Below are 24,651 nucleotides of genomic sequence, written 5' to 3'. Positions count from 1 at the left end.
GATGTCACTGTATTATGATTAAATGTATGCAAGGCAGCAGAAGTGAAAGAAGGCGAATACATATGTTTGTAGCAGAACATGAAGTTGAAATCCGTTATGCGGAAACAGATCAAATGGGTGTTGTTTACCATTCAAATTATTTGGTGTGGCTCGAACTAGGTCGCACGAAACTTATACAAGATTTAGGATTTTCATATGTTGAAATGGAGAAAGAGGGAATTATTTCCCCTGTGTTAGACCTGCAAATTTCCTACCGTAAAGCGATGCGTTACGGAGAAAAAGCAATCGTAAAAACGTGGGTTGATACTGTGAGCCCGCTTCGCGTTGTATATGGATATGAAATTTATAACGGCGAAGGTGACCTTTGTATTACTGCAAGTACGACAAATATTTGTGCGAAAAAAGAAGGGTTCCGCCCTGTGTCATTTAAAAAGTTATATCCTGAGTGGTATACGAAATATGAGGAAATAAAAAAGAAATAAAAAAAAGCGTGGCTACTGCCACGTTTTTTTTATTTTTCATAATTAAATTGCGGGAAATCATCGCCTTCGTTAAGTGTAACAGATAAATTATGTCCATCGAAGAACCACTCATCATCACCTTCAATAAAGAAGTTAATATCTTCTTCTTGAATTTGAACAGCAGGGTGAGCAGGATCATCTTTACGAATACCTAAAGAAAGTCCTTTTTGCACAGTACTGCAACCACCGTATTGTACGAAAAAGCGTAGTGTTTCACCTGATTGTAAGTTTAATTCGTTTTTATACCATTGTGCTGCTTCTTTTGTTACGGAAAGATTCATGTATAGTTCCTCCAAATTATGTTGCTTTTTCTTTAGTATAAAAAATAACGCAAAAAGACGCTATTAATATGCTTCACGTTTTCTTTTTGCGTTATGTGGGTTACGATCTTATTTTTGCTTTTTTGAAAAGTTTGCTTTTGGTTCAGTTTTATTTATAATTCGTCCGATATTTGCACGGTGTTTATAAATAACCATACCTGCTAATAAACACATCGCAATAATGAAGATTTTATCCCCGCTAACAATGGATGCGATAACAGCAACGACAGCTGTTACCATAGAAGAAAGTGATACGTATCTCGTTGTAAATAAAAGGGTGAAAAATACAACAGCTAATATTGCGAAAACAACTGGTGAGTAGCATAATAGCACCCCAGCAGAAGTTGCAACTGCTTTACCACCACGGAATTTCGCGAAAATCGGATATACATGTCCAAGAACAGCTGCTAATCCGAACCATAGTGGGTGAATATCTAATCCGAAAATCATCGGTAGGGCTGTTGCTAATGTACCTTTTAAAATGTCAGCAATTGTAACGGTAAAACCTGCTTTTTTCCCTAATGTGCGGAATGTATTTGTTCCGCCCAAATTACCGCTTCCGTGCTCACGAATGTCGATTCCATAGCCAATTTTTCCAACGACTAGTGCAAATGGAATCGATCCAAGTAAGTAGGCAACGATAAATAAAAGATATGTAGTAATCATAAGTTCAGTCTCCTTTATTCAAATGTGTTGATAAAGGGTAAAAAGAGTTTTTCCCGTATATTGTACCATACATTTGTAAAGAGCACATTTCTTTTTTATAAATGAAAAATTCATTAATTCGTGAAAAAAATTTCACAGGAATGTTACATTTCTCACAGAAACAGTAAGACTATATGTAGTAACATTTTAATCAAAAGACAACAACATATTGGTGGAGGGTTATAAATGTTACAACAAAATGTACGTGGAGAAGAATTAATGAAAGTATTTGAGACGATTGTCCACGGTAATGAGCAAGACTTAATGCAAGAAAATGCAAATGTAGATGGCCGCTCTCCAATGGGAGTAATGGGAACGTTCGCATCTGAGAGTGCAAAATATTATGCAGTTAAAAATTTATTGTCAGATCAAGTAAAAAAAGCGATAAATCAAAATATATTATATCCACATGATTTAGATTTCTATGCGACAGGAACGACGACTTGTTCGCAAATTCCGCTAGCGCAAATGCTTGCTAACGGCTTTCATACTGGACATGGACATATGAGACAACCGCAAGACATTAAAAGTGCATTGGCTCTTTCTTCTATTATTTTTCAAGCGAATCAAAATATGCAACACGGTGGTCAATCGTTTGCACTCTTTGATATTGATTTAGCTCCGTATGTAAGAAAAACAGTAGAGAGACATAAAAATCGATTACAGTCATATCCGCTTACGAAAGAACAAATAGAGGAATTTGCATGGAAAGAAACAGAGAATGATACGTATCAGGCGTGTGAGGCTTTTGTTCATAATTCAAATAGTATGCATAGTAGGGGCGGGGGGCAAGTACCGTTTATTTCTATTAATTACGGAACAGACACATCGAAAGAGGGACGACTTTTAATTAAGCAACTTTTAAAAGCAACACAAGCTGGCCTCGGTAAAGGAGAAACACCGATTTTTCCAATTCAAATTTTTAAGATGAAAAAAGGTGTGAATTTTGAAGAGTGTGATCCAAACTATGATTTGTTTGAATTAGCATTAGAGACAACTGCAGAGCGGTTATTCCCTAACTTTTCATTTTTAGATGCTCCGTTTAATGCAGTGCATTATGACGGGCGACCTGAAAGTGAAGTATGTTACATGGGATGTCGTACCCGTGTTATGTCTAACATACATGGAGAAGAAACAGCGATTGGAAGAGGGAATTTATCATTTACGTCTATTAATTTAGTGAAATTAGCGTTAATTAGTGGTTCAAAAGAAGCGTTTTTTGAAGCGTTAAATTATTACTTAGATTTAGGAATTAAGCAACTATTAGAGAGATTCGCGTATCAATGTACGAAGCGAGCGAGAGATTTTCGATTTTTATATTCACAAGGCGTATGGCGTGGTGGAGAAACGTTACAGCCCGAAGATTCGGTAGCACCGATTTTGAAGCAAGGGACGTTAAGTATTGGTTTTATTGGTCTTGCAGAATGTTTAGTAGCTTTAACAGGAAAGCATCATGGAGAAGATGAAGAGTCATGGAAACTTGGGTATGAAATCATTTCCTTTATGAGGGAGAGAATGGATAAGGCGACAGAAGAACACGAGCTGAATTTCTCAGTAATTGCAACTCCTGCTGAAGGGTTATCAGGTAAGTTTGTGAAAAAGGATAGAGAAGAATTTGGGGTAATTGGCGGTATAACAAATCATAATTATTATACGAATTCATTCCATATTCCAGTATATTATAACATTCAAGCGATAAATAAAATTCGTTTAGAAGGACCTTTCCATGCTCTATGCAATGGAGGACATATTACGTATATTGAACTAGACGGGGCAGCTATGCATAACAAAAAGGCGTTAAAGCAAATTGTGCAAGCAATGGCCGAGAATGGCGTCGGATACGGCTCAATTAATCATCCAGTTGATCGTTGTAAGTGCTGCAAGTATCACGGAGTCATTGGAAATGAATGTCCAAGCTGCGGAAATGAAGATGAGGCCAATATAGAAAGAATTCGCCGAATAACTGGCTATCTTGTAGGAGATATGTCGAAGTGGAATAGTGCGAAACGTAGTGAAGAGATGGATCGGGTGAAGCATAAATGAAAGTTATGAACATTATTCATGATAGTGTAGTAGATGGAGAAGGGTTGCGGACAGTCGTGTTTTTTGCGGGCTGTCCGCATCGTTGTTTCGGATGCCATAATCCGAAATCGTGGAATATTTGTAATGGAACTGAAATGACAGTAGAAGAAATTGTGAAAGAGATTGAAAGTAATCCATTAACTGATGTAACATTTTCAGGTGGAGATCCATTTTTTCAAGCTGCTGAAGTGAAAAAAGTAGCACAAGCCGTGAAAAATTTGAAGAAAAATTTATGGATGTATACAGGTTATACGTTAGAAGAGATACAGAGTTCTCAAAATAATGATATGATAGAGTTGTTACATTATGGGGATGTTTTGGTCGATGGAAGATTTGAAATCGAGAAAAGAGATTTAGCACTTCCATTTCGCGGAAGCTCCAATCAACGTATTATTCGATTGAAAGAGTAAAAAGGCGGGATTTATATGAATAAAACAGTATTGCTAGTTGAAGATGAAAGAAGATTACGTGAAATTGTTAGTGATTATTTTCGTAATGAAGGTTTTGAAGTAATCGAAGCAGAAGACGGGAAAAAAGCGTTAGAATTATTTGCAGAGCATGAAATTGATTTAATTATGTTAGATATTATGTTACCAGAAATAGATGGATGGTCTGTTTGTAGACGAATTAGAAAAGAGTCAGCGGTACCAATTATTATGTTGACAGCACGTTCGGATGAAGACGATACATTGCTAGGTTTTGAATTAGGCGCAGATGAGTATGTGACAAAGCCTTTTAGTCCGAAAGTGTTAGTAGCTCGCGCGAAGACGTTATTGAAACGTGCAGATGGCGTGGTAGGAGTAGCAGAAGAAAATGCTATGTCTTTAGCTGGAATAGAAGTGAATCGACTATCTAGAACTGTTTTAGTAGATGGAGAAGAAATAATATTGACACATAAAGAATTTGAACTTCTTGTTTATTTAATGGAGAACAAAGGAATTGTATTGTCACGTCAACATTTATTAGATCAGTTATGGGGATATGACTACTATGGCGATGATAGAACGGTTGATACACATATTAAAAAACTACGAAATAAGCTGGGAGATAAAGCGAAGCATATCGGTACTGTTATTCGAGTGGGTTACAAGTTCGAAGAATGATCATAAAGGTTACTATGTACTTTAGCTTGAAAATATAGCAAATTTATATTCTCCTTTGTAGGTAGAATGTACAAAAATACTTTTATTGTCTACTATGGTAGATAGGAGTATTTTTTTAATTGGATTTCACGATGAGTTCACAAGAAGGACACAAAACGTGGCTATACTGAAAATACGAATTCACCAGAGAGGGGAAATAAAACATGGGATATTACGACGGACCAAATTTGAATGAAGAGCATAGTGAAACGAGAGAATTGAAAAAATCAGGCAGTAAAAAAGGATATTTTTTCACAGGTTTAGTGGGAGCTGTAGTCGGGGCGGTATCGATTAGTTTTGCAGCACCTTACATGCCGTGGATGCAAAATAATGGAGCGGCAGTTTCGTCATTCAATTCTAATCAACAAGTGGAGGGTACTGTAGCTCCTGTTGTTAATAAAGTTAAGGGTGAAACTGATTTACCAGGTATGGTTGAAGGTGCAAAGGATGTTGTAGTTGGTGTAATTAATATGCAAAAGGTTGTTGATCCATTTGCAATGCAACCGACAGAACAAGAGCAAACAGCTGGTACAGGATCAGGTGTTATTTATAAAAAAGAAGGAAATAAAGCATATATTGTAACGAATAACCACGTAGTGGATGGGGCGAATAAACTTGCGGTAAAAATGAGCGACGGCAAGCAAGTTGATGCAAAATTAGTTGGTAAGGATCCTTGGTTAGACTTAGCAGTTGTAGAGATTGATGGATCTGCAGTTAATAAAGTTGCAACTTTAGGTGATTCCAGTAAACTTCGTGCTGGTGAAAAAGCAATTGCAATTGGTAACCCGTTAGGATTTGATGGTAGTGTAACGGAAGGTATCATCAGTAGTAAAGAACGTGAAATTCCAGTAGACATTGATGGAGACCAACGTCCAGACTGGCAAGCTCAAGTTATTCAAACAGATGCAGCAATTAACCCTGGTAATAGTGGTGGTGCATTGTTTAACCAAAACGGTGAATTAATTGGAATTAACTCAAGTAAGATTGCTCAACAAGAAGTTGAGGGAATTGGATTTGCCATTCCAATTAACGTTGCAAAACCAGTTATTGAATCGCTTGAAAAAGATGGTGTAGTGAAACGCCCAGCTCTTGGTGTAGGTGTTGTTTCATTAGAAGATGTGCAAGCTTATGCATTAAACCAATTAAAAGTACCAAAAGAAGTAACAAATGGTGTTGTATTAGGTAAAGTTTATCCAGTATCACCGGCAGAAAAAGCTGGTTTAGAGCAATATGATATTGTAGTGGCATTAGATGATCAAAAAGTAGAAAATTCACTTCAGTTCCGTAAATATTTATATGAAAAGAAAAAAGTAGGCGAGAAAGTAGATGTGACATTCTACCGTAACGGTCAAAAAATGACGAAATCGGCTACATTAGCAGATAATTCAGCTACAAAGAATCAATAAGATAAAACCTTAATTAGTAAGGTTGTCCGTAAATAGCGGATAAAAGAAAGTCTCTTTCATGTTGAAAGAGACTTTCTTTATCGGCTATACTAAAGGAATAGGAGGGATTAATTATGACAATTGAAAACCCAACTCGTACGGAAATTGGTGAAGTATTAAAGAAAAGCAAAACAATTGCGGTTGTTGGATTATCAGATAAGCCAGAACGTACATCGTACATGGTTTCAAAAGCAATGCAAGATGCTGGATACCGCATTATTCCAGTGAATCCAACAGTAGATGAGGTGCTTGGAGAAAAGGCGGTTTCTTCACTAAAAGATATTAAAGAACACGTTGACATTGTAAATGTATTTCGTCGCTCAGAGTTTTTAATGGACGTTGCAAAAGAGTTTGTAGAGATTGATGCAGATGTTTTTTGGGCACAATTAGGAGTACAAGATGAAGATACATATAAACTTTTAAAAGAAAAAGATTATACTGTAATAATGGATCGTTGTATTAAAGTAGAACATGCGATGACAAAATAGTGTGGATTTTAAAGATAGAAAGATTGATTCAGCCCCCGTTATAGATAAGGAGGGCCGATGGACGAGGTGTTCATCATGAGATTTTTTAAAGGCTGTTTTTGGGGATTGTTACTTGTTATCCCATTTTGGATATTGATCATTTGGATCATAATAAAGGTTTGGAATGTGTAATCTTGGAATACATATCCAATTCTCGTTGACAAACGATTATTTTTCTGAAATAGTAGCCTAGAGGAATCCTTGTGAAAAAAACAAGGATTTTTCTATTGAAAATGGTATATAAAAGAGATAAGATAACTTGCCAAAACTATAGTCGAGGCGTTATTCTATAATAGAAACATATGTTCTGATTTGATTAGGAAAGGGGCAAGGAGTTTGGCGAAGCATCAGTTCCAATATAATGAAGATGCAATTCAAGTGTTAGAAGGACTTGAAGCCGTTCGAAAACGCCCGGGTATGTATATCGGGAGTACGGATAGCCGTGGATTGCATCATTTAGTATATGAAATAGTAGATAACTCCGTTGACGAGGCGTTAGCGGGATTTGGCGACGAAATTTCTGTCGTAATACATAAAGATAATAGTATTAGTGTTATTGATAAAGGGCGAGGAATGCCTACGGGAATGCATAAACTTGGGAAACCTACACCTGAAGTTATATTAACTGTACTTCATGCTGGTGGTAAGTTTGGTCAAGGCGGCTATAAAACGAGTGGTGGTTTACACGGTGTTGGGGCATCAGTTGTAAACGCTTTGTCAGAATGGTTAGTCGTAACGATTAAGCGTGATGGAAATGTTTATGAACAACGCTTTGAAAATGGTGGTATCCCTGCAACGACGTTAGAGAAAATCGGAAAAACGAAAGAATCTGGTACAACGATGCATTTTAAACCAGATACAACGATTTTCAGTACAACGAATTACAATTATGAAACATTATGTGAAAGATTACGCGAATCAGCATTCTTATTAAAAGGAATGAAGATTTCAATAAAAGACGAACGAAATGATCTAGAAGATGTATTTCATTATGAAACAGGAATTGAAGCTTTCGTTTCATATTTAAACGAAGAAAAAGATTCCATTCATCCAGTTGTATACTTCACTGGTGAACAAAATGGGATTGAAGCAGAACTAGCATTTCAATTTAACGATGGTTACTCAGAAAACATTCTGTCGTTTGTAAATAACGTACGTACAAAAGATGGTGGAACACACGAAGCTGGATTTAAGACAGCGATGACACGTGTGTTTAATGAGTATGCTCGTAAAGTTTCGCTATTAAAAGAAAAAGATAAAAACTTAGAAGGTACAGATATTCGTGAAGGTGTAGCGGCTATCGTTTCCGTACGTGTACCAGAAGAAGTACTTCAGTTTGAAGGGCAAACGAAAGGGAAGCTAGGTACAAGTGAAGCGCGTTCTTCAATTGATGCGATTGTATCTGAGCATTTAGCATACTTTTTAGAAGAAAATCCGGATGTAGCTACTCTTCTTGTGAGAAAGGCGATTAAAGCAGCGCAAGCGCGTGAAGCTGCTCGTAAAGCAAGAGAAGAAGCACGTACTGGCAAAAAGAAAAAGAAATCAGAAGGTACGTTAAGTGGGAAATTAACACCTGCACAATCACGTAATCCACAAAAAAATGAACTGTACCTAGTAGAGGGTGACTCTGCCGGTGGTTCTGCAAAGCAAGGACGAGATCGTCGTTTCCAAGCGGTATTACCATTACGCGGTAAGGTAATTAATACAGAAAAAGCAAAACTTGCTGATATCTTTAAAAATGAAGAAATTAATACAATCATTTATGCGATTGGTGGCGGCGTAGGGAATGAATTCGATGTTGAAGATATTAACTACGATAAAGTGGTAATTATGACCGATGCCGATACAGATGGAGCTCACATTCAAGTATTGTTACTAACTTTCTTCTACAGATATATGAAACCACTTATCGAAGCTGGCAAAGTATTTATCGCACTTCCACCTTTATATAAAGTAAGTAAAGGTAAAGGGAAGAGTGAAGTAATTGAATACGCATGGTCAGATGAGGAATTAGATGGTGTAACGAAAAAGGTTGGAAAAGGCTATATGTTACAGCGCTACAAAGGGCTTGGTGAAATGAATGCGGATCAATTATGGGAAACGACAATGAATCCTGAAACGCGTACGTTAATTCGCGTGAAAATTGATGATGCAGCAAGAGCAGAGCGCCGCGTTACAACGTTAATGGGAGATAAAGTAGAACCTCGTCGTAAATGGATTGAACGCAACGTACAATTTGGTATGCAAGAAGAAGGAAATATTTTAGAAAATGAAATGATAATGGAAACGGAGGTGGAATAACATGCAAGCAGAGAAGTTTCATGACCTCCCGCTTGAAGACGTGTTAGGTGACCGCTTTGCACGTTATAGTAAATATATAATTCAAGACCGAGCACTTCCAGATGCACGTGACGGTTTAAAACCAGTACAAAGACGTATTTTATATTCTATGTATGTAGAAGGGAACGTCCATGATAAAGCGTTTCGTAAATCAGCTAAAACAGTAGGTAATGTTATCGGTAACTATCATCCGCATGGTGATTCCTCTGTATATGAGGCGATGGTACGTTTAAGCCAAACTTGGAAAGTACGTAATGTTTTAGTTGAAATGCATGGTAATAACGGTAGTGTTGATGGCGATCCAGCAGCAGCAATGCGTTATACAGAAGCCCGTTTATCACCGATCGCATCAGAGTTATTACGTGATCTTGATAAAGAAACGGTAGAATTTGTTTCAAACTTTGATGATACGAGTGAAGAACCGGTTGTATTACCAGCAATGTTCCCGAACTTATTGGTGAACGGATCGACAGGGATTTCCGCTGGTTATGCAACAGAAATTCCTCCGCATCATCTTGGAGAAGTAATTGATGCTACCATGATGCGTATTGATAAGCCGAATAGTACTGTTGATGATTTATTAACAGTTATGAAAGGGCCAGATTTCCCGACAGGTGGAATTATTCAAGGGCTTGATGGTATTAAAAAGGCGTATGAAACAGGTAAAGGTAAAATTATTATTCGCGGAAAAGCAGAAGTTGAAACGGTTCGTGGTGGGAAACAGCAAATCGTAATTACTGAGATTCCTTACGAAGTGAATAAAGCAAACCTTGTTAAGAAAATGGATGAATTACGTCTAGATAAAAAATTAGATGGAATTGCTGAAGTTCGTGACGAGACAGATCGTACAGGTCTTCGTATTGTTGTAGAATTAAAAAAAGAAGCAAATGCTGAAGGAATTTTAAATTATTTATATAAAAATACAGATTTACAAATTCCATATAACTTTAATATGGTAGCGATTAATAATCGTCGTCCAACACTTATGACGTTACCAAAAATTTTGGATGCGTATATTGGACATCAAAAAGAAGTCGTTACGAGACGTTCACAATATGAATTACGAAAAGCGGAAAATCGTCAACATATTGTAGAAGGGTTAAAGAAAGCATTATCGATTTTAGACCAAGTAATTGAGACGATTCGTGCTTCTAAAGATAAGCGCAATGCGAAAGATAATTTAAGTGCGAAATTTGGTTTTACAGAAGCGCAAGCAGAGGCAATTGTATCCTTGCAATTATATCGTTTAACGAATACAGACATTACAGCGCTAGAACAAGAGGCAGATGAGCTTAGTAAGAAAATTATAGAGCTACAGTCGATTTTACAAAGTGAGAAAAGACTACTTCAAGTAATTAAAACGGATTTAAAGAGAGTTAAGAAAACATATAGTGATGATCGCCGCGCTATTATTGAAGAACAAATTGAGGAAATTAAAATAGATGTGGAAGTGATGATTCCACAAGAAGATGTCATCGTTACTGTAACGAAAGAAGGATATGTGAAACGTACTGGATGGCGCTCGCATAATGCCTCAAATGGCAAAGACTTCGGTATGAAAGAGGGTGACATCTTACTTGAACGATTCGATACGAATACGACAGAGACAGTCCTCCTATTTACGAATAAAGGAAACTATATATATCTGCCAGTATACGAAATGCCAGATATTCGTTGGAAAGATTTAGGCCAGCACGTTGCGAATATCGTTTCACTCGACCGGGATGAAACAATTATTTGGGCAACTGTCGTACCGAATTTTGAGGAAGAAAAACGATTTATCGTATTTGTTACACGGAACGGTATGATTAAGAAGACGGAATTAAACCAATATAAAGTACAGCGCTATTCAAGAGCGTTCGTTGCTGTAAACTTGAAAAAAGAAGATGAAGTTGTAGATATATTTGCGACAGATGGAACGAGTGATATCGTTCTTGCAACGCATGGTGCATATGCACTGATTTTCCATGAAGATGAAGTAAGTCCAGTCGGTGTTAGGGCTGCTGGTGTGAAAGCAATAAATTTAAAAGAAGATGACTATGTCGCTTCTGGTAAACCGTTAAATGGTGAAAAAGATCAACTTATTCTCGTAACGCAGCGTGGTGCGGTGAAACGCCTAAAAGCATCAGAAATTGAGAAATCAACGAGGGCAAAGCGAGGACTTGTTATTTTCAAAGAGTTGAAACGTAACCCGTACCGTATTGTCGGTATTGAAATCGTTCGAGAAGATGAACTAGTTTACATGAAGACAGAGAAACACATCGTAGAAGAAATTGATCCGAAAGCGTATCGAAATAAAGACCGGTACAGTAACGGTAGTTTAGTGTTAGATGTTAATGATACTGGTGAAGTAGTAGAAACGTGGACGAAGAAAAGACCGGAATAAAGCAGAATTTTAATTAGTGTGGGGGCCTCACACTAATCGGGATAAAGGAAGCGTCTTGCTATGAATAGTAGCGAGATGCTTTTTTCTAGGCAAATTATTATGTGTATGAAAATAATCTTGTTATAATATTGAAATGAAATCGTTCTCATAAAGTTCAGCTTTAATCAGTGGAGGGCTTTGTTTCCACTAATTATTAGTTGAACCAATCGTGCTTTTACGAGCAGTTGATTCCTGATCTAATTTCTTAGCTTCCGCTGAATTTCGAGTTAGGAATCTTACTGCCCGTTAAAGCGGGACAGATGGAGGGGCAAAATATGAAAAAAATAGGTGTAGGGATTGTTGGATTTGGTTTTTCTAGTACAACGTTTCATATCCCATTATTACAAACGATAAAAGAATATGATATTCGTGCTGTATTATCCTCAAAAGAAGAAGTAGTAAAAGAAACGTTACCAAGCGTCAATGTCGTCAGTACAATTGATGAATTAGTAAAGCAAGAGGATGTTGATTTAGTCGTCATTACTTCACCGAACACAACTCATTTTCCATATGTAAAAGAAGCGATTTTACATGGTAAGCATGTTGTTGTGGAGAAACCATTTGTTGTTTCAATCGAAGAAGGGGAAGAACTTATCGCATTAGCAAAGCAGCATAGTGTCGTATTGAGTGTATATCATAATCGCCGTTTTGATAATGATTTCTTAACGATAAAGAAATTATTAGAAGAAAATAGAGTAGGAAATGTATACGCATATGAAGCGCATTTTGATCGTTTCCGCCCTAATGTACGTGATCGCTGGAGAGAAAAGAATTTACCAGGTTCAGGTATATTGTATGATTTAGGTTCGCATTTAATTGACCAGGCATTATCGTTATTTGGGAAACCAGATGCGATAAGTGCAGATGTAATCAAACAACGACCAGGTGCAGAGGTTGATGATTATTTCCACGTTGTACTTCATTATGGAGTGAAGCGTGTTATTTTACATAGTAGCAGTTACGTGAAACAAGCAGGACCGCATTTTACATTACATGGAGACAAAGGTTCTATTGTGAAATATGGTATGGATTCACAAGAAGAGCAGTTGAAAAGTGGAATGAAGCCGGGCGATAACGGTTATGGAGCAGACGCTGAAGAGAATTTTGCTACTTTAGATACGGAAGAAAAGCTAGAGCGTATTCCGACAGAAGTAGGCTGTTATGACATGTATTATAAAGGTGTAAGAGATAGTATTGTAAGTGGTGAGAAATTACCTGTGACAGCACAAGAAGGTTTAGATGTTATTAAACTGATTCAATTAGCGATTGAAAGTAGTGAAACGGGTAGAGTCATTTCGGTAAAATAAAAAAGACACGAATTTCGTGTCTTTTTTATTAGGAATGTGCGACTATGACTAATTATTTAATTTAATCGTTTGTCATACATTAACTGGATTTGTATGCCGTAAGGATCTTCAATAATCCCATACGCTTCACTAAATATATTTTTTTCTAGCGGAGAGATTATTTTCACATGCGTATCGGAAATTAAATTATTATAAAACCTTTGTATTTCTTCTAAATTAGCACTTTGAATGCAAAGTGACATGTTATTTCCAACGTTATAACGTTCAGTAGGCTTCATTGTATCTTCTGCTATCATTAGCTTTGTATTCCCAATTTGTAAAACAGAGTGAGCAATATGTTCTTTATTTTCACTTGTAATTTTAAAAGAACTATCTCTTTTGGCCAGTTCTTCATACGTAACAATCATTAACTTCTTGGCTTCTAAATTACGTGTATAAAAATTAATTGCCTCCTTTGCTTGCCCATTCATTGAAAGAAAAATAGCTATTTCTAATGTCATAAATATAACTCCTTTATTAGTTAATAATTATAATATAGACTAAAAAGGTTTCAATACATGACACCTTTTTGGGAGGGAAATATGAAAAAAACGGAACGAATAAATGATATGCTTATTTTCTTAAATAATAAAAGATATTTTAATTTAAAAGACTTAATGGCTAGATATACTATTTCTAAAAGTACTGCTTTGCGCGATATTCAATCATTGGAAGAAATAGGGGTACCAATATATTCTGAACTAGGCAGAAATGGAAGTTATAAAATTATAGAAAATAGTGTATTATCACCAATTTATTTTAGTGTGGATGAAATGTATGCATTGTACTTCTCGATTCTTACATTAAATGGATACAAGACAAAACCATTCAATATAGAAAGTATTGCGCTTGAAAATAAATTTAAAAATGTATTACCTGATGATGTGCGTAAAAACATTTCAATTATGGAACGAACGCTTTCTTTTGAAGTAACAAATCATAGTAATTTTAGTCCGTTCTTAAAAGAAATTTTACAGGGGATTTTTGCTGAGCGAGTGTATCATTTAACATATTTAAAAAAAGATGAGGAGAAAGCACTGGTCGCACAATTTATTCGAATCGAATCTAAATTTGGCCAGTGGTATGCTAAAATTTTTAATTTTGGGACAAATAGTGTTCAAATAATTAGATGCGATAAAATTCTTTCTATTGTGGAAACAAGCAATGTTAATCCAAAAAAGCTTGAAGAATTATTAAGTTATCTTACTACTTTTCACAGAAAGCCTGATGCAATTGATTTTAGTGTCATTGTTAATCAAAAAGGAAAAGACATTTTCGATAAAGAAAATTATCCTTCCATGAAGATACAAAAAGAAAATGAAAATTACATTATAACAGGCTATTTTAATAAACAAGAAGTCGATTTTATTTCGAACTATTTTCTGAATTTAGGTGAAACGATTATCTCAATTCAGCCTGTTATGCTAAAAGAGTTAATCTATAATAAGGTATTATCTATAAAGCAACATTTAACTTCTTTAAGATAAAGTTAGTTTTAGTCATCTTTTCATATGAAAAAGCCCTTGAGATTTAAATATCCAAAGGGCTTTTTGGTGATTTTATTTGTTTTTTAGAAAAAATTATTTTTCTGGGACGGACAGTCCATAAAAGAACATCGTTACAATATCTTGTATATGTTTTTCGCGATTTTCTTCAAGAAGTTTTGCTCCAAAATCATCACCTAATTTTGTAAACATTTGAATGTAAAGTAACATCATTTCTTTTGAAAGGTTTGGATTAATTTCATTTTTACGTTGTGCGCGTTCTAAAATTTCTAAATACCACGGTAAGATTTTTTCGTTTTGATAACGATAAATAAATTCTCGGAGTGCTTCGTCTTTTTGCATCATTTGTAGCAACATATCGGGTTGAAATAAACCGCCAGTATTCATTTTTCTAATGATCATCTTTTGCATCATTTCATGAAAAGGCTGATCTTCATCTGCTAACGCTTTATAGTATTGGAATTCATTTTCTACAAATTCTTGTATAAGCTCTCTAAATAAAGCATCTTTACTTCCGAAATGATTATAAATTGTAACTTGAGAAACGTTTGCTTTTTTTGCAATATGTTCTATTTTCACTTCATTAAATCCACGTTCTGAAAATAATATGAAGGCTGCTTCTTTAATGGCACGTTTTTTCTTTTCTTTCACTTTTTCAAAGCCGTTCAATACAATCACCTCAATTAAAATATACAAGAAAATGTAGGTGAAAACAATATTTTTGAAATATGGACATATAAATATTTCAAAAAGTTGTTGCGAATATGAAAGATGAGGAGTACAATGATTTTGAAATATCATATATTAAATATTTCAAAAAATGAGGTGGACTTATGATTTCAGTTCAAAATGTCACAAAACAGTTTTCGAATGGGAAAGGTTTGTTTCATATTACATTTGATGTAAAAGAAGGAGAAGTATTCGGTTACTTAGGACCGAATGGTGCTGGGAAATCTACAACGATTCGTAATTTAATGGGATTTATAAAACCGACAGCTGGGAAATCATCAATTTTCGGATTAGATTGCTGGGATGATGCAGAGAAAATTCAAAGAGAAGTTGGCTATCTACCAGGTGAAATTTCTTTTATTGAAGGAATGAATGGATTAGAGTTTCTAAATTTAATGCAAGGAATGCGCGGGTTAAAGGATAAGAAAAGACGAGATGAACTAATAGAACGTCTGCAATTCGATGTGAAAACACCGATTCGAAAAATGTCTAAAGGAATGAAGCAAAAAGTAGGGATCGTCGCTGCTTTTATGCACGATCCAGAGGTTTTAATATTGGATGAACCAACATCAGGACTTGACCCACTAATGCAGCAAGTATTTATAGATTTAATATTAGAGGAAAAGCAAAAAGGAAAAACAATCCTTATGTCGTCGCATATTTTCACTGAAATTGAGCGTACGTGTGATCGAGTAGCGATTATTAAAGATGGTCGCCTTGTAACGGTTGAAAATATTCATGATCTACAAGGAATGAGACGACAAGTGATAGATGTAACCGTATCATCTGAGGAAGAGATTGAATCTCTTACACAATGTGATTTGCAATTTGAAGCGGTGAAAGGTAGAGAGGCGTCGATAATTGTACAAGGAAACTATCAAACTGTTTTACAAATACTATCAAACTATAATGTAACGGCACTTCAAACGAGAGCAACGGATTTAGAACATTTATTTATGCATTATTACGATAAGAAAGAAGGGGTAAAGCATGAATAAGCAATTGTTTTTAGCTAGTTTGAAAGAAACGCAAAAAAGTATTTTTAGTTATGCAGCTGGTGCAGCTCTTTATTTATGGTTGTTAATTTGGATATTCCCTTCAATGGTATCAGCGAAAGGATTAAATGAATTAATAAGTGCTATGCCTGATAGTGTGAAAAAAATTGTTGGCATGGAAAGTCCGATTCAAAACGTAATGGATTTTTTAGCTGGTGAATACTATAGCCTATTGTTTATTATCATTTTAACGATTTTTTGCGTAACAGTTGCAACGCATTTAATTGCTCGTCATGTAGATAAAGGAGCGATGGCATACTTGTTAGCGACGCCTATATCTAGAGTGAGAATTGCCATTACGCAAGCTGCTGTTCTCATATTGGGACTGCTAATTATTGTATTTGTTACGTATGTAGCGGGTATAGTAGGTGCAGAATGGTTTTTAAAAGATAATAACTTAAATAAAGAATTATTTTTAAAAATAAACGCAGTCGGTGGGCTCATATTTTTAGTAGTTAGTGCATATTCATTTTTCTTTTCTTGTATATGTAATGATGAAAGAAAGGCACTAAGTTATTCAGCAAGTTTAACAATTTTATTTTTCGTATTAGATATGGTAGGCAAATTAAGCGATAAGTTAGAGTGGATGAGAAGTCTGTCATTATTTACGCTGTTTCGTCCGAAAGAAATTGCTGATGGAACGTATAATATATGGCCAGTAAGTATAGGTTTAACTGTTGGAGCACTCTGTATCTTTATACTAGCAATTGTGGTATTTAGGAAGAGAGATTTACCGTTATAAAGTAGAAAGTCCACCGAAAAGGTGGACTTTTTTGTTTAATAGTATATCTTTTATGATTAATTGTTATATACTATTTTAAAATTATGTATAATAGTGTAACATAATAAAGGGGATTCAACTTAATTAGCAAGGGGGCTATTATATAAAATAAATGATTGTCATTGATTGAAATAGTATGAGAGAAATGAAAGGAACAGGGGAGTATTGAAAATGAAAATTGTAAAGAATTTAACATTCCAAGTTATTGTGGCAATCATTTGTGGTATTGCAGTAGGAGCGATTTGGCCTAGTGTCGGACAACAAATGAAACCAATTGGTGAGACGTTTATTAATATGATTAAAATGGTCATTGCACCAATTATCTTTTTAACAATTGTGCTTGGTATTGCAAGTATGGGAAGTATGAAAAAGGTAGGACGTGTTGGTGGGAAAGCATTATTGTATTTTGAGATTGTTACAACTTTTGCTCTTATCATTGGTATTATCGTAGCGAATGTCGTACGTCCTGGAGATGGATTAGATCCTTCAAAATTAAAGGGTGGAGATGTTTCGCAATATGTCCAAAGTGGGCAAGAAATGCAATGGATGGACTTCTTTTTACATATTGTGCCTTCCAACATGTTCGAGGCATTTGCAAAAGGTGATATATTACAAGTATTATTCTTCTCCATTTTATTTGGCGCAGGTTTAACGATGCTTGGAAAAAACGGACAACCTGTTATCGATTTTTTTGATAGATTGTCGAAAGTGTTCTTCAACATATTATCAATTGTTATGAAATTGGCACCAGTTGGGGCTTTTGGGGGAATGGCTTTTACAATTGGGAAATATGGTATAAGTACTTTAATACCACTAGGTAAATTAATGATTTGTGTATATGCAACAATGGCATTATTTGTTTTTATCGTCTTAAATTTTATTTGTAAACTTTATAAATTTAGCTTGTGGAAATATTTAGTGCATATTAAAGAAGAATTACTCATTGTTCTTGGTACATCATCATCGGAATCTGTACTGCCGCGTATGATGACAAAGATGGAAGACTTCGGGTGTTCAAAGCCAGTAGTGGGCTTAGTTATTCCAACGGGTTACTCTTTTAACTTAGATGGAACGTCAATTTATTTATCGATGGCAACTATATTTTTAGCGCAAGTTTTTCATATTGATCTTTCACTAGGTCAACAATTAACTATAATAGCTATTTTACTAGTTACATCGAAAGGAGCAGCAGCGGTAACAGGTGGAGGGTTTATCGTATTAGCATCTACTTTATCTGCACTTAATGTTATCCCGTTAGAAGGGTTAGCACTTTTACTTGGTGTTGATCGTTTCATGTCAGAGGCAAGAGCAATCGTTAATTTAATTGGTAACGGTGTTGCAACTGTAGTTGTTGCAAAAAGTGAAAATGAATTCAATGATGAGAAGTATACGAGAGTAGTAGAGGAAATGAAAAGAGAGAAAATGGCCGGATAAAAAGTCAGCATTGCTGACTTTTTTATTTTTGTAGAAAAGGAGTTTCTAAAAATATACATTATTTATTAACAATACCTTATAGAGGTTTAATCTATAAATATAATAAATACTATTAAAATGGTACATTTGTATGGATGGGAAATAGAATGTGAATATTCTATGGAATTTTTATGAATATTACTGTAAGAAAATAATTTTTTAAAAATTTTTAATAATAATACTTTACAAAATTCAAAAAATTAGTAGAATAAGAATTAGTAAGAATCGTCTGATAAATATATAAAGAAAAACAGAATTATCAGAAAATTCTTGAATAGATATCGTTTAGAATTAGGGAGGGTACAGAAAATGAAAAAGAAACAAATGAAAAAACTAACAGCAGTTGTAGCACCGGTTTTAGCAATGAGCATGGCGTTAACAGCATGTTCTACATCAGGTGGAGATAAGAAGACAAGCACAAATTCTAGCTCTAGTGGAGATAGTAATTCAGGAGAAAAATTAGCAGCGAAACAAGTATTGAATCGAACAGTAACACAAGAGATTCCAACGATGGATTCTTCTAAATCAACGGATACAGTATCTTCACAAATGCTTGGGAATACGATGGAAGGTTTATATCGTCTAGATAAAGACAATAAGCCAATTCCAGCGGCTGCAGAATCTAGCACGAAAAGTGAAGATGGTAAAAAATATACGTTCAAACTACGTAAAGATGCAAAGTGGTCAAATGGAGATCCAGTAACTGCGAAAGATTTCGTATATGCTTGGCAACGTCTATTAGATCCAAAAACGGCTGCTGAGTATGCATTTATCGCATTCCCGATTAAAAACGCAGAAGTTGTTAATAAAGGAGAAAAACCTGTAACTGAATTAGGCGTGAAGGCAGTAGATGATCTTACGCTTGAAGTTGAGTTAGAGCAAGCGGTACCGTACTTCTTAAACTTAGTAGCATTCCCATCATACTATCCATTAAATGAAAAGTTCGTAAAAGAAAAGGGCGAGAAGTTCGGTTTAGAGTCTGATACAACAGTTTATAATGGACCATTCGTTCTTAAAGATTGGAAGCATGAACAAGGATGGCAATTAAAGAAAAATGATCAATATTGGGATAAAAAGACTGTAAAACTTGAAGAAGTAAACTTTAGTGTTGTTAAAGAGGCTGCGACTTTAGTCAATCTATATGATAGCGGTCAAGTTGACTTTGCTTTATTAAATGGAGAGTTCGTTGATAAATACAGAAGTAAAAAAGATGAATTTGGAACATATTCACAAGTGAGTACGTATTTCATTCGTATGAACCAAAAACGTGATGGACAAGATACGCCATTAAAGAGCAAAAAATTACGTGAAGCAATTGCACTATCAATTGATAAAAAGAATTTAGCAAACGTAATTTTAAATGATGGATCAAAAGAAATTGACTCTTTAGTACCAAAAGGCTTAGCAACTGGACCGGACGGTAAAGACTTCCAAGAAACATTTAAAAATGGTTTGAAACCAAATGAGAAAAAAGCTGCTGCAGCTTGGGAAGAAGCGAAAAAAGAGCTTGGGAAAGATGAAATTACAATTGAATTCTTAAACTACGATACTGGTAATGCGAAAAAAGTTGGAGAATATATTAAGGACCAGATTGAGAAAAACTTAAAAGGTGTAACAGTTAACATTAAACTTCAACCATTTAAGCAAAAACTAAAATTAGAGTCTGAGCAACAGTATGATATTTCGTATGGTGGTTGGAACCCAGATTATGCAGATCCAATGACGTTCTTAGATATGTTTGAGTCTAAGCATTCTCACAACCAAATGAGCTTCTCTGATCCTAAATATGATGAAATGGTGAAGAAGGCTGGAACTGAATTAATGAATGATTCGAAAAAACGTTGGGAAGAGTTAGGGAAAGCTGAAAAAACATTACTTGAAGAGGATGTAGCGATTGTACCTTTATATCAACGTGGAGATTCTTATGTTTTACAACCAAATGTAAAAGGTGTAGTAAAACATAATATCAGTCCAGAATTTAGCTTTAAATGGGCATATGTAACTGAAAAATAATAGAGATTCAAAAGCATTTCAAAGTGGCTAAGCTACTTTGAAATGCTTTTTTTAGTGAGCTTAAAATATTAATTTTTAGTGCAGTTAAATAGAGAAGAATAAGGCATATAGTATGTACATATAGTAGATGGGGGATAAATCATACTAAATTACGAATAAAGAAATCAGAATATTTAAAATAAAACTATTTACAAACGCGAAAAAAAGAGTAGAATAACATTAGTTGTAATTTTCTGAAAAATAAAAGTTAGCTAGGGTCTCTCAAGGGTTGGTAATGTACATATAATTAGGGAGGATACAAAAATGAAGAGAAAAAAGATGAAAAAATTAACAGCAGTTGTAGTACCAGTTTTAGCGATGAGTATGGCATTGACAGCATGCTCTGGATCAGGTGGGGAAAAGAAAACGAATACTACATCTAATAGTGGGGAAGAAAAACAATCTGATATTAAATATGCAGCGAAACAAGTATTAAATCGTACAGAAAATCAAGAAATTCCGACGATGGACACTTCTAAATCTACTGATACGTTAGGTGCACAAATTTTAGGAAACACGATGGAAGGATTATATCGTCTTGATAAAGATAATAAGCCAATTCCTGCTGCGGCAGAATCTAGTACGAAAAGCGAAGATGGCAAAAAATATACATTTAAACTACGGAAAGATGCGAAATGGTCGAATGGTGATCCTGTAACAGCAAAAGATTTCGTATATGGATGGCAGCGCTTACTTGATAAGAATACAGCTGCAGAATATGCGTTTATTGCCTATTATATTAAAAATGCAGAGGCGATTAATAAAGGTGAAAAACCTGTAACGGAATTAGGAGCAAAAGCGGTAGATGATTATACATTAGAAGTAGAATTAGAAAAGCCAGTGCCATATTTCTTAAACTTATTAGCATTCCCGTCATACTATCCGTTAAATGAAAAGTTCGTAAAAGAAAAAGGAGATAAGTTCGGTTTAGAAGCAGATACAACGGTGTATAATGGACCATTCGTTATGTCTTCATGGAAACATGAGCAAGGATGGCAGCTTAAGAAAAATGATAAGTATTGGGATAAGAAGACTGTGAAATTAGAAGAAATTAATTATAGCGTTGTAAAAGAAGTTGCTACGAAAGTGAATTTATATGATACAGGATCGATCGACTTTACATTACTATCAGGAGAATTTGTAGATAAATATAAATCGAACAAAGATGAATACGGTGAGTATGCAGAATCAAGCACATTCTTCTTACGTTTAAATCAAAAACGTAACGGACAAGATACACCATTAAAGAGCAAAAAGCTTCGTGAAGCAATTGCATTATCAGTTGATAAAAAAGGATTGGCAAACGTTATATTAAATAATGGATCAAAAGCAACGGATCAATTGGTTCCGAAAGGGCTTGCGACGGGACCTGACGGTAAAGATTACCAAGATACGTTTAAAAATGGTCTGAAACAAGATACGAAAAAAGCAGCAGCTGCATGGGAAGAAGCGAAAAAGGAACTTGGAAAAGATCAAGTTACAATTGAATTACTAAGCTATGATGATGGAACTGCGAAAAAGATTGCTGATTATGTTAAAGATCAAATTGAGAAAAATTTAAAAGGTGTAACGATTAATACGAAAATTCAGCCGTTCAAACAAAAGTTAAAATTAGAGTCAGCGCAAGATTATGAAATCTCTTATGCAGGTTGGAGCCCAGACTATGCGGATCCAATGACATTTATTGATATGTTTGAATCGAAGAGCCCATATAACCAAATGAGTTATTCAAACCCGAAATACGATGAGATGGTACAGAAAGCAGGTAATGAATTACTGTCTGATCCGAAGAAACGTTGGGAAACGTTAGGAAAAGCAGAAAAATTATTCCTTGAAGAAGATGCTGGATTAGTTCCTTTATATCAAACGGGAAGATCATATGTAATGAAACCGAATGTAAAAGGAATTGTGAAACACAACATCAGTCCAGAATATAGCTTTAAGTGGGCGTATGTAACTGAGGATGGCGGGAAAAAATAATGTGAAAGCATTTCAAAAGTGGCTGAGCTGCTTTTGAAATGCTTTTTTAGTATGTATAAGAGGAATGCGCATCATTGTAGAAAGCGCTGTTAAAATGCCGCTATAGTATATTAGAAGGAATTTAGAAATCGATTAGATGAGTGGTAAGCAGAGGTTAAACATTAATAAGACAAATATAGAAGAATAAGAGTAGATAGGTGTACATATAGTAGATGGGGAATAATTCGTACAGTAATAATAGTAAAATAACAAGTTTCTATTATTGAAAAAGTTAAAAAATTTAGAAATTTTACAAAACTACTTTACAAAATGCGAAAAAATAGTAGAATATTAATTAATAAGAATTTTCTGATAACGAAAGTTACTAGAGAACTTCTAAATGTTAATATCGTACATATAATTGGGGAGGGTACAAGAAAATGAAGAGAAAAAAGATGAAAAAATTAACAGCGGTCGTAGCACCAGTTTTAGTAATGAGTATGGCATTAACAGCTTGCTCTGGATCAGGGGAAAAAGAAAAGGCAAGCACAACACCGAAAAGCGGTGAAAAAGAAGGCGGAAAATTAGCAGCGAAGCAAGTACTGAATTTAACAGAAAGCCAAGAGATTCCATCTATGGATTCTTCAAAAGCGACAGACCAAGTATCGTTTCTTGCTTTAAACAACGTAATGGAAGGTTTATATCGACTTGATAAAGATAATAAAGCAACACCAGGGGTTGCTGAATCATATAAAAAGAGTGACGATGGTAAAAAGTATACATTTACATTAAATAAAAATGCGAAATGGTCAAATGGAGAACCTGTAACAGCGAAGGATTTCGTATTCTCTTGGAAACGTGCGGTAGATAAAAATACAGCAGCGGAATATGCATACATTATGTTTGATATAAAGAATGCAAAAGCAATTAATGATGGAAAAGCACCACTGGATACGTTAGGTGTAAAAGCTGTAGATGACTACACACTAGAGGTAGAATTAGAAAATCCAGTTCCTTACTTTGTAGAATTAACTTCATTCGGAACATTCTATCCGTTAAATGAAAAATTCGTAAAAGAAAAAGGAGAAAAATACGGTTTAGAATCAGATACAACGTTATACAACGGACCATTTACATTAACAGACTGGAAACATGAAGAAGGTTGGAAATTAAAGAAAAATGCACAATACTGGGATAATAAAACAGTTAAGTTAGAAGAAATCAACTTTAACGTAGTAAAAGATAGCGGTACACGAGTTAACTTATATGAAAGTGGGCAAATCGATCGTACTGGACTTACGTCTGAAATGGTTGATAAATATAAATCAAATCCAGACTTCTTTACACAAAAAACACCATCAACGTACTTCTTACGTTTAAACCAAAAACGTGGTGGTCATGACACAGCGTTAAAGAGTAAAGATTTACGTTTAGCGATTGCGATGGCGTACGATAAAAAAGGCTTAACGAATGTTATTTTAAATGACGGATCTACACCAGCTGATTACTTAGTGCCAAAAGAATTTGCGAAGAGTCCAGATGGAAAAGACTTCCGTAAAGATAACGGTGATATTTTAAAAACAGATGTGAAAAAGGCAAAAGAACATTGGGAAAAAGCGAAAAAAGAGCTTGGAAAAGAGCAAGTAACGATTGAGCTATTAAACTATGATAGCGATAATGCGAAAAAAGTAGGAGAGTTCTTAAAAGGTGAGCTTGAGAAAAACTTACCGGGCTTAACAGTGAATTTGAAAAATCAGCCGTTTAAACAAAAATTAAAATTAGAATCAGAACAAGATTATGATTTATCTTACGCTGGTTGGGGACCTGACTACTTAGATCCAATGACATTCATTGATATGTTCGTTACAAATGGTCCTCATAACCAAACTGGATACTCAAATCCGAAATATGATGAAATTGTAGAAAAAGGTAAAGGCGAGCTATTAACGAAAACGAAAGAGCGTTGGGATAGCTTACTGAAAGCTGAGAAAATGCTACTTGAAGATGCTGCAATTGCACCATTATACCAACGTGGTGATGCTCTCGTTCAAAGACCGAAAGTAAAAGGTATTGTTCACCATCCAGTTGGTGGAGATTACAGCTACAAATGGGCATATATCGGTGATGAAAAATAAGATGAAGGGCGCACATGATGCGCCCTTTTTTTATGCACTTTTCTTCTTTCCACGAATATATAAAATAAAAAAGGGTAATTAACTGTTATGATTTATTTAACCAATTATA

The 24,651-nt window shown here is 35.0% G+C and carries 20 protein-coding genes; 16 read left to right on the top strand and 4 right to left on the bottom strand.

The features are described 5' to 3' along the window. Positions 1-62: 62 nt before the first annotated feature. Positions 63-482, top strand: coding sequence for an acyl-CoA thioesterase (locus COE49_RS04080; RefSeq protein ID WP_088233196.1), 420 nt, complete (start codon positions 63-65; stop codon positions 480-482). Between the two features lie 29 nt (positions 483-511). Here COE49_RS04080 and COE49_RS04075 read toward each other — a convergent pair whose 3' ends face one another. Together COE49_RS04075 and plsY are read right to left on the bottom strand one after the other, a co-directional pair. Continuing rightward, a complete protein-coding gene (locus tag COE49_RS04075) occupies positions 512-802 on the bottom strand; it encodes a HesB/YadR/YfhF family protein (protein WP_088233197.1) in 291 nt (96 codons plus the stop codon). 108 nt (positions 803-910) lie between these two features. Continuing rightward, positions 911-1,507: a glycerol-3-phosphate 1-O-acyltransferase PlsY gene (plsY, locus tag COE49_RS04070; protein ID WP_088233198.1), complete on the bottom strand. Its 597-nt coding sequence runs from the start codon at positions 1,505-1,507 to the stop codon at positions 911-913. Positions 1,508-1,732: 225 nt separating this feature from the next. On the opposite strand from plsY, the gene COE49_RS04065 reads away from it, so the two are divergent. The 8 genes from COE49_RS04065 (at position 1,733) to COE49_RS04025 (ending at position 12,814) form a co-directional block, all read left to right on the top strand. Beyond that, positions 1,733-3,589: an anaerobic ribonucleoside triphosphate reductase gene (locus tag COE49_RS04065; protein ID WP_098252610.1), complete on the top strand. Its 1,857-nt coding sequence runs from the start codon at positions 1,733-1,735 to the stop codon at positions 3,587-3,589. Further along, complete coding sequence (gene nrdG / locus COE49_RS04060; protein ID WP_088233200.1) at positions 3,586-4,038, top strand: anaerobic ribonucleoside-triphosphate reductase activating protein; 453 nt, start codon at positions 3,586-3,588, stop codon at positions 4,036-4,038. Before COE49_RS04065 ends, nrdG begins: the two co-directional genes overlap by 4 nt. A gap of 15 nt (positions 4,039-4,053) precedes the next feature. Continuing rightward, a complete protein-coding gene (locus tag COE49_RS04055; protein WP_001044683.1) occupies positions 4,054-4,731 on the top strand; it encodes a response regulator transcription factor in 678 nt (225 codons plus the stop codon). A gap of 203 nt (positions 4,732-4,934) precedes the next feature. Then, positions 4,935-6,176 carry a S1C family serine protease gene (locus tag COE49_RS04050; RefSeq protein WP_088233201.1) on the top strand — a complete coding sequence of 414 codons (1,242 nt, stop codon included), beginning with the start codon at positions 4,935-4,937 and terminating at the stop codon, positions 6,174-6,176. Between the two features lie 113 nt (positions 6,177-6,289). Then, positions 6,290-6,703: a CoA-binding protein gene (locus COE49_RS04045; protein ID WP_000151390.1), complete on the top strand. Its 414-nt coding sequence runs from the start codon at positions 6,290-6,292 to the stop codon at positions 6,701-6,703. Between the two features lie 375 nt (positions 6,704-7,078). Further along, a complete protein-coding gene (gene parE, locus COE49_RS04035; protein WP_088233203.1) occupies positions 7,079-9,043 on the top strand; it encodes a DNA topoisomerase IV subunit B in 1,965 nt (654 codons plus the stop codon). A gap of 1 nt (position 9,044) precedes the next feature. Next, complete coding sequence (gene parC / locus COE49_RS04030) at positions 9,045-11,468, top strand: DNA topoisomerase IV subunit A (RefSeq protein WP_088233204.1); 2,424 nt, start codon at positions 9,045-9,047, stop codon at positions 11,466-11,468. A gap of 314 nt (positions 11,469-11,782) precedes the next feature. Continuing rightward, the gene (locus COE49_RS04025; protein WP_098945715.1) at positions 11,783-12,814 is read left to right on the top strand and encodes an oxidoreductase; all 1,032 of its coding nucleotides are present in this window, start codon (positions 11,783-11,785) and stop codon (positions 12,812-12,814) included. Positions 12,815-12,870: 56 nt separating this feature from the next. Here COE49_RS04025 and COE49_RS04020 read toward each other — a convergent pair whose 3' ends face one another. Beyond that, positions 12,871-13,314: a VOC family protein gene (locus COE49_RS04020; protein ID WP_098252611.1), complete on the bottom strand. Its 444-nt coding sequence runs from the start codon at positions 13,312-13,314 to the stop codon at positions 12,871-12,873. A 57-nt stretch (positions 13,315-13,371) separates the two neighbouring features. Between COE49_RS04020 and COE49_RS04015 the strand changes: the two genes are divergently transcribed. Then, positions 13,372-14,340 carry a helix-turn-helix transcriptional regulator gene (locus COE49_RS04015; RefSeq protein WP_098945714.1) on the top strand — a complete coding sequence of 323 codons (969 nt, stop codon included), beginning with the start codon at positions 13,372-13,374 and terminating at the stop codon, positions 14,338-14,340. A gap of 93 nt (positions 14,341-14,433) precedes the next feature. Here COE49_RS04015 and COE49_RS04010 read toward each other — a convergent pair whose 3' ends face one another. Further along, positions 14,434-15,027: a TetR/AcrR family transcriptional regulator gene (locus COE49_RS04010; protein WP_088233208.1), complete on the bottom strand. Its 594-nt coding sequence runs from the start codon at positions 15,025-15,027 to the stop codon at positions 14,434-14,436. A gap of 164 nt (positions 15,028-15,191) precedes the next feature. On the opposite strand from COE49_RS04010, the gene COE49_RS04005 reads away from it, so the two are divergent. The 6 genes from COE49_RS04005 to COE49_RS03980 all read left to right on the top strand — a co-directional run bounded on the left by COE49_RS04005 (position 15,192) and on the right by COE49_RS03980 (position 24,542). Beyond that, on the top strand, positions 15,192-16,085 hold the full coding sequence (locus COE49_RS04005; RefSeq protein WP_098945713.1) for an ABC transporter ATP-binding protein: 894 nt from the start codon (positions 15,192-15,194) through the stop codon (positions 16,083-16,085). Further along, positions 16,078-16,884 (top strand): ABC transporter permease subunit, encoded by an 807-nt coding sequence (locus COE49_RS04000; RefSeq protein ID WP_098252614.1) that lies wholly within the window; start codon positions 16,078-16,080, stop codon positions 16,882-16,884. The genes COE49_RS04005 and COE49_RS04000 overlap by 8 nt, the downstream gene beginning before the upstream one ends. 210 nt (positions 16,885-17,094) lie before the next feature. After that, entirely contained in the window at positions 17,095-18,357 is a 1,263-nt protein-coding gene (locus COE49_RS03995) for a dicarboxylate/amino acid:cation symporter (RefSeq protein ID WP_088233211.1), read from the top strand. A gap of 348 nt (positions 18,358-18,705) precedes the next feature. Further along, positions 18,706-20,409, top strand: coding sequence for a peptide ABC transporter substrate-binding protein (locus tag COE49_RS03990; RefSeq protein WP_088233212.1), 1,704 nt, complete (start codon positions 18,706-18,708; stop codon positions 20,407-20,409). Positions 20,410-20,712: 303 nt separating this feature from the next. Continuing rightward, entirely contained in the window at positions 20,713-22,428 is a 1,716-nt protein-coding gene (locus tag COE49_RS03985) for a peptide ABC transporter substrate-binding protein (protein WP_140417536.1), read from the top strand. A 419-nt stretch (positions 22,429-22,847) separates the two neighbouring features. Further along, the gene (locus COE49_RS03980) at positions 22,848-24,542 is read left to right on the top strand and encodes a peptide ABC transporter substrate-binding protein (protein ID WP_088233213.1); all 1,695 of its coding nucleotides are present in this window, start codon (positions 22,848-22,850) and stop codon (positions 24,540-24,542) included. The last annotated feature ends 109 nt before the right edge of the window (positions 24,543-24,651 follow it).

The organism is Bacillus sp. AFS029637 (genome assembly GCF_002584985.1).
In the GTDB taxonomy this organism is placed as follows: domain Bacteria; phylum Bacillota; class Bacilli; order Bacillales; family Bacillaceae_G; genus Bacillus_A.
This window is presented reverse-complemented; position numbering and strand designations above follow the sequence as displayed.

Coding starts and splice junctions, on each gene's coding strand:
- COE49_RS04080 (WP_088233196.1), top strand. CDS start 63: ATGTTTGTAGCAGAACATGAAGTTGAAATCCGTTATGCGGAAACAGAT.
- COE49_RS04075 (WP_088233197.1), bottom strand. CDS start 802: ATGAATCTTTCCGTAACAAAAGAAGCAGCACAATGGTATAAAAACGAA.
- plsY (WP_088233198.1), bottom strand. CDS start 1,507: ATGATTACTACATATCTTTTATTTATCGTTGCCTACTTACTTGGATCG.
- COE49_RS04065 (WP_098252610.1), top strand. CDS start 1,733: ATGTTACAACAAAATGTACGTGGAGAAGAATTAATGAAAGTATTTGAG.
- nrdG (WP_088233200.1), top strand. CDS start 3,586: ATGAAAGTTATGAACATTATTCATGATAGTGTAGTAGATGGAGAAGGG.
- COE49_RS04055 (WP_001044683.1), top strand. CDS start 4,054: ATGAATAAAACAGTATTGCTAGTTGAAGATGAAAGAAGATTACGTGAA.
- COE49_RS04050 (WP_088233201.1), top strand. CDS start 4,935: ATGGGATATTACGACGGACCAAATTTGAATGAAGAGCATAGTGAAACG.
- COE49_RS04045 (WP_000151390.1), top strand. CDS start 6,290: ATGACAATTGAAAACCCAACTCGTACGGAAATTGGTGAAGTATTAAAG.
- parC (WP_088233204.1), top strand. CDS start 9,045: ATGCAAGCAGAGAAGTTTCATGACCTCCCGCTTGAAGACGTGTTAGGT.
- COE49_RS04025 (WP_098945715.1), top strand. CDS start 11,783: ATGAAAAAAATAGGTGTAGGGATTGTTGGATTTGGTTTTTCTAGTACA.
- COE49_RS04020 (WP_098252611.1), bottom strand. CDS start 13,314: ATGACATTAGAAATAGCTATTTTTCTTTCAATGAATGGGCAAGCAAAG.
- COE49_RS04015 (WP_098945714.1), top strand. CDS start 13,372: ATGACACCTTTTTGGGAGGGAAATATGAAAAAAACGGAACGAATAAAT.
- COE49_RS04005 (WP_098945713.1), top strand. CDS start 15,192: ATGATTTCAGTTCAAAATGTCACAAAACAGTTTTCGAATGGGAAAGGT.
- COE49_RS04000 (WP_098252614.1), top strand. CDS start 16,078: ATGAATAAGCAATTGTTTTTAGCTAGTTTGAAAGAAACGCAAAAAAGT.
- COE49_RS03995 (WP_088233211.1), top strand. CDS start 17,095: ATGAAAATTGTAAAGAATTTAACATTCCAAGTTATTGTGGCAATCATT.
- COE49_RS03990 (WP_088233212.1), top strand. CDS start 18,706: ATGAAAAAGAAACAAATGAAAAAACTAACAGCAGTTGTAGCACCGGTT.
- COE49_RS03985 (WP_140417536.1), top strand. CDS start 20,713: ATGAAGAGAAAAAAGATGAAAAAATTAACAGCAGTTGTAGTACCAGTT.
- COE49_RS03980 (WP_088233213.1), top strand. CDS start 22,848: ATGAAGAGAAAAAAGATGAAAAAATTAACAGCGGTCGTAGCACCAGTT.